5 protein-coding genes are annotated in these 5,656 nt (G+C 33.4%); all 5 read right to left on the bottom strand.

The genetic code is table 11. The features are described from left to right. On the bottom strand, positions 1-341 hold a 341-nt coding region (locus tag ACFIMW_RS08670), incomplete at its 3' end, for a recombinase RecT (RefSeq protein ID WP_375617375.1). A 72-nt stretch (positions 342-413) separates the two neighbouring features. Continuing rightward, positions 414-1,208: a hypothetical protein gene (locus ACFIMW_RS08665; RefSeq protein ID WP_375608803.1), complete on the bottom strand. Its 795-nt coding sequence runs from the start codon at positions 1,206-1,208 to the stop codon at positions 414-416. Between the two features lie 1,552 nt (positions 1,209-2,760). Then, on the bottom strand, positions 2,761-3,033 hold the full coding sequence (locus ACFIMW_RS08660; RefSeq protein WP_375608804.1) for a type II toxin-antitoxin system YafQ family toxin: 273 nt from the start codon (positions 3,031-3,033) through the stop codon (positions 2,761-2,763). Between the two features lies 1 nt (position 3,034). Beyond that, complete coding sequence (locus tag ACFIMW_RS08655; protein WP_375608806.1) at positions 3,035-3,292, bottom strand: type II toxin-antitoxin system RelB/DinJ family antitoxin; 258 nt, start codon at positions 3,290-3,292, stop codon at positions 3,035-3,037. A 302-nt stretch (positions 3,293-3,594) separates the two neighbouring features. Then, positions 3,595-5,656 (bottom strand): type ISP restriction/modification enzyme (locus ACFIMW_RS08650; RefSeq protein WP_375608805.1); only part of this gene is annotated, 2,062 nt, incomplete at its 5' end.

Raw genomic sequence — 5,656 nt, 5'->3', positions numbered from 1 at the left:
TTAATGCCTTTGAGACGAATAGCACATTTGATAGCAATGAGATTCCCGTCTTTATCGAGTTGATCTTGAAAGGTCATGCCATCAAAGTCAGGATTTGATTTGATGATCTTTATCCACCCATCAATAGAAACAACGGGTATGATACCGCCGCCTCTTTTAGGGAATGCATAGATTTCTTTTGTTAATGGGTTTAATCCATAAGTATTGGCAACAGAGATAAAAGCAGCGAATTCTTCATCAGAGAAGTTATGATTGATACATGTTTTGATAATTGTCTTTCGAAATTGATCATGAGAAAACCCATATTTGTTTGCCATGGTTGTTAAAGGAGAATTTGTCATGTTGGTTTCCTTGATTTGCGCGCAATTCCCCCGTGGCGTGAATCACGCTTGTGTTAAAAGGCTGGTTGGTTGTTAAATTTTTATGTCTTGAGGAATTCTCGTGTTTCCGCGAATATTAGCTAATCCACGAATTTCGGCATTTCTAAAGATCTTGACTGCGTCATAAATGCGAGCACTATCATAAACTTTTGCATCTCCAAAAATCTCAACATTTCCATAATTAATATCATCCTCATACGTGAAATTGGAGCATGATATAATGACATCACCATAAACTTTAGCATTGTTATAAATGAGAGCAGGACCACAAATTATTGCGTTCCCATATACACGAGCATTGTCGTAAACATTGGCACTATTCTTTATTCGTGCATTTTCAAAAACTGCCGCGTCACCATAAATGAGTGCGCTATTGTAAACTTCTGCATCACCGTAAACATGAGATTTGTCGCGAACAACAGCATCACCAAAAACATGTGCACTACCAGAAACTTTGGCATTACCAAAAACAACAGCACGACTGTAAACTTGTGCATCAGAATAAACTGAAGCATTTCCACTAATACAGGCGCCATCAAATATCTTGGCATTATGAAAAATGGTAGCGCTTTCAAGCACCTTGGCATCATCATAGACCCAGCAATTGCCATCATGGGATAAATTACTTTCACCTTGTATAAAACCGCCTAAATCACCTTTTTTGACGTCTCCAAAATCTCTTAAAGCTCTAATTCTATGAAGTGTTTTAAAGCAAACCTCTATTGTCTCACCTGTAAATTCGTATTTTTTTGCAGGCTCTTGTTGATTAGCAAGAGCGGTTTCATTTGCATTTAAAGATATAAGGGGGGTGTTGTTTGAATTTGTCATTTTAAATTCTTTCTAATCGTAATGAAGTTTTCAATTGACGCGCTATAAAGGCGCCGGGCGTTGAAAACACGGCGATTAGTCCGTCGTCACACTTTTCCCATAAGGGTATTGCATGGTGTGACACACCCGACAAAATCATTATACGCTTTAATACGTATAAAAAACAGTCAGTATTTTAAAGACTTTGGAAAGATTGTTTCGTAACCTATCCGCTAATCGTTAAGTGTTTTCAGCACTTGAGTATTTATATAACAAAATACGTATTTATTGTCAAATAATATTTTATCTTTCTTGATATTTTTTTGTACTTTTTAAATGCGTTGTGTGTTAATAATATCATATGCTTATGAATTTCTTCTTTTATATTTATATGCTTTTAAATCTATATTATGGGTTTTATAAAACAATTACGTTATGTTTTGAATCTATACATTTATAATATTTAGAAACGCTCTCATAATGCGTATTTTTAACTTTATAACCTATCAGTTTTTTACTAAATGAATTTAAATTTTTTTGTGAATTTTGTTTATAAGGGGCTCTAATTTAAACAACCTTAATAGGCACTGTGCTCTTTATAACCAACGCGTTCATTTGCATGTGATTATGAAAACCTGCTTTTTCACGTATTCTCTATAGCTGTTATGTTTTTTATAGCCATGGCATCATTTTCATAAGAGAAACGATAAATAGGATATATGATAATTGTAATTTAGAGACTGTTATGAAAACATCTAAAGAGAGATTGATAACTATAGAGATCAGTAAAATCCTTTTTAATAGACCGTGTCAGTGTTGTCAGTTCCTTTTAGACTCTCTATTATTTTTTTTAATGAGAAAAATTAAAAACATTATATTTCAATAGGTTAATGTTTTTAAGATATAACTCATATCAAGAGTACAGTCTTTAAAGATAACCAATGATGTGAATTGATTAAAACTTGTCAGTTATGTGTCAGTAAATTGAACTGACAAAAGTGATCATTTTAGTGAGTGATTAAAGCGTATCTTATGAAAAGCGTATGAAATTGAAAACTGATTACGTTATCAAAATCCCTTTTATGAATTTTAATCAGTTCTTTTGAATAGATAACCTTATGATTTAGAGAATTGATTATAACGTGCTTTATGAAAGCATGTGAACCTTTTTAAAGCCTTTCAAAAGATAGCTTGTAACTTATAGAAATGCTATAAAGACCATTATGGTTATGAATTTTGAGGATTTTGAGGGTTCCTTTTACCCCCCGTTATATATTTTTTTTCAATCAAAAAATAAAAGTTATTATATTTCAATATGTTAATGTTTTAAATAAACAACCCATATTACACACAACACGTAAATACAATCTGTAATATATATAAAAAGGGGTTTTGAAGGTATTTTGAGGGTTTGAGAAACCTTCAAAACCTATAAGTAATATAAGAAAATGAATATATATAACTCTCTTTAAACAAAGCTATCATTTTAGATTACGGTATAACCTCTTAAAGGCAATGTAAAAAAATCTAATTATGTAGAGAAAAATTAGAGTATTTTTAACTCCTCATATAATTATTCTTTGAAAAGGTCAGAGTGCGTTCCTGTACGAATAAGATGTAATTTATCTACTTCTATTCTATAAATAAGCAGCCAATCTGGTTTGATATGAATATCATGATATCCTACCCAATCGCCTTTTAGTGGATGATCACAGTAATGTCTTGGTAATGGCTTTTCTTCAATTAGAAGACTCAATAGTGTACGCAGCTTATTCATATTTTTACCGCGTTTTTCCGCTTTGCGCACGTCACGTTTAAATTGTCTTGAGCGAACAGGTATCAGCATATTAAATGCCTAAGTCCTTAAAAAGGGCATCAGCGTTTTTAAATATCTTACCTTTACCTTCATCTAATTCCTTTATAGCTTTACGTGTGACACTATTAGGTACTTTAAGATCAAAAGGCAAACAACCTTCTTCAGCGACACGCAAAAATGTTATGCGGATAAGGTCTGATGCGCTTAATCCCATGCGTTCTAAAGTAATCATCGCTTGTTTTTTCATTTCAGCAGGAATGCGAGCTCGAACAACAGAATCGGCTTTCATGATTTGTACCTCCATTTACACCTTTATTATAATGTAGCTACACTGTAGCCTCAAGTCAATTTTTTTAGAATTTAAAACCCTTTGGACAGCAGGTATGGCAAAAAGAACTCCACGAAAAGAATCCTTGATTTGCAATAATTAAGAGGAATGTTGCTAAATCCTATTCTTTTAACTTTATTTTGTTATCCCTCATAGTAAAGAAGATTTTATGTAAGCAACTTAACAAAAGAGGTATAGATTATAGCTATACTCTATACCCCTTGTGAGTTTATCATACCCATTATGTGAGCATGCTTTATAAGTTATTCAGTTTCTCTTATTTCTAATTTTGGTAAGTTTTTTACGATTTTCATTGTTTCTAGACTTACAGTAATAACCCTTTGAAACAATTCTAGAGGGTAGGCAGGGTTGCCAACGGTTTCAACAGCATAGCGATTGGCATCATTGACAATACCACTCTTTTTATCAGTCTTAACACACTGACGCCCCATAACCCATTCAAGAGCGGGTTTACCGTTGACGATATACTCATAAGCTTCAAGAGGGATATCTGTTATTGTGATATTGCTGTTATAAAAAACAGTTGATTTATCCTTTTTCTTACTATTCCCAGAAAATTTCATTTCTGTAACGTAGTAAAATTCTTCGGGATTAGAGATCTCAGTCTGTTTTGGATTACCCTTTTTAAAGGTGACTGGATAAGGCTCTACAGTTTCATAATTCACGTGCAAATGACCGAGTTCACGCCCTGCTGTCACAAATTTCCAAAAGTCATCAGCACTCTTTACACAAGGGATACGAGGCAGTTCTTTGCATAAATTATGTGCATAACGTGTACGATAATCTTCCGAATGAAGTAGACCGTAAACATAATAGAACAAATCATCTTTTGTTATGGTTTCATTCGGATAAGCGGCTTTAAAATGGTCTAGACCTTCATCAGTAATGGCATCACGGCGTTGTAAACCAGTTGTTTTACTTTCTTCTGTAGAAATTAAAAATAAATGAGATTGTTTCTTGTTTTTATCTTTTAAGACCGTAGTATCTTCGTAAATATAGCGTGGAAAGCATTGGCTATTATCTATTATACTTACATCAGGTACATTTTTAGTCATCAATACAGAAAAACCACATCTTGCTCCTACAGCGGCAATTTTTATAACTCTATTTTCAATCATTTGTCCTATGGGAAAAATACGTGGAATTTGATGAAGCATTTCATTGAAGGTAGTATTATAATAAAGCCATTGTTGTGTAAAAGGACGGCATAGACTTTGAGTAAGGTACACCTCTTCAAATTCGAAGATATTGCCTTTTACCAATTGTTTCTTAAGATTACTACTCCAACTAATTTTTTTCGCATCAGCGTTTACGAAATTGTCGACAGCATTTTTACGTATTCTGTGATCAACATGTCCATAAGCATCATTAAAACGTTCCACTTCGCTGTTATAGAAGGCAATCATATTATTCATATTTTTCTTTAAAGTTTCACGGCTTGAATTGTATGCCCATGCATCGCGATTGCTCTTAATACCATATGAAAAAGTTTCGAATAGCTTATTATTATGCCCTTTTTTATCACCTAATACTAAAAACGCTTTGAAACTGTCATCACGTTGATTAATCCAATCACCATGCTTATCTGGTTTAATGATTTGCCAGATTGATTTATTTATGATGCTATTAACACTACCAAGGCGTTCTAGAGCTGTAAGTTTATCTTTTGTTGTGAGATTATCACCAATATCATGATAGTAAATTTTACAAGGTCCAAAAGCATTGGGATTTTTGATAAATAAGGTCACGGCAATGCCGGTCATACTACCATTGCCAAAAACATTTTCTCCTTCTTCCGCTTTTCCATTGCTTAACATATTTTTACGGATATCACCTCGTAAATTAAGCACATAAATACTCGTAAATTCTTTGGCTAAAGATTTCCGTAAACCGTCCATTGTCGACTTTTCTATATAACCAGAACCAGAAACAAAACCGATTACTCCAGCATTATCAATACGGTCACTAGCCCAACGAATAGCACGAATATAACTATCATAAAGTGCTTGCATATTAGTTGCTTTTGAATAAGCAGCATAAGTTTCACGAACACGGTTATCTAATACATGATAAGATGTGTTCGGATTATTATCATTGGCACTTTTTTGTCCTACCGAATAAGGAGGATTGCCAAAGATAACTTTGATATCCAGTTTCTTTTGATGCTCTAAATATTCACTGTTTTCTTTAAACAATTTCTGTAGCAGGTTCTTCTCTTCAATCATCCGAAACGTATCAGCCAAACCAATATGCTTAAAGGGAATGTAATCTCCTTTCATAAGACTATGATACGTCGATTCAATG

This window comes from Bartonella sp. AC329YNZD (genome assembly GCF_042196685.1).
Classification (GTDB): Bacteria; Pseudomonadota; Alphaproteobacteria; order Rhizobiales; family Rhizobiaceae; genus Bartonella.
Note: the sequence above shows the minus strand (reverse complement) of the source record. Positions and strands in the feature narration are given on the sequence as shown.

Excerpts from the sequence above, each read along its gene's own strand:
- ACFIMW_RS08655 (WP_375608806.1), bottom strand. The coding sequence starts at position 3,292 with ATGAAAGCCGATTCTGTTGTTCGAGCTCGCATTCCTGCTGAAATGAAA.
- ACFIMW_RS08665 (WP_375608803.1), bottom strand. The coding sequence starts at position 1,208 with ATGACAAATTCAAACAACACCCCCCTTATATCTTTAAATGCAAATGAA.
- ACFIMW_RS08660 (WP_375608804.1), bottom strand. The coding sequence starts at position 3,033 with ATGCTGATACCTGTTCGCTCAAGACAATTTAAACGTGACGTGCGCAAA.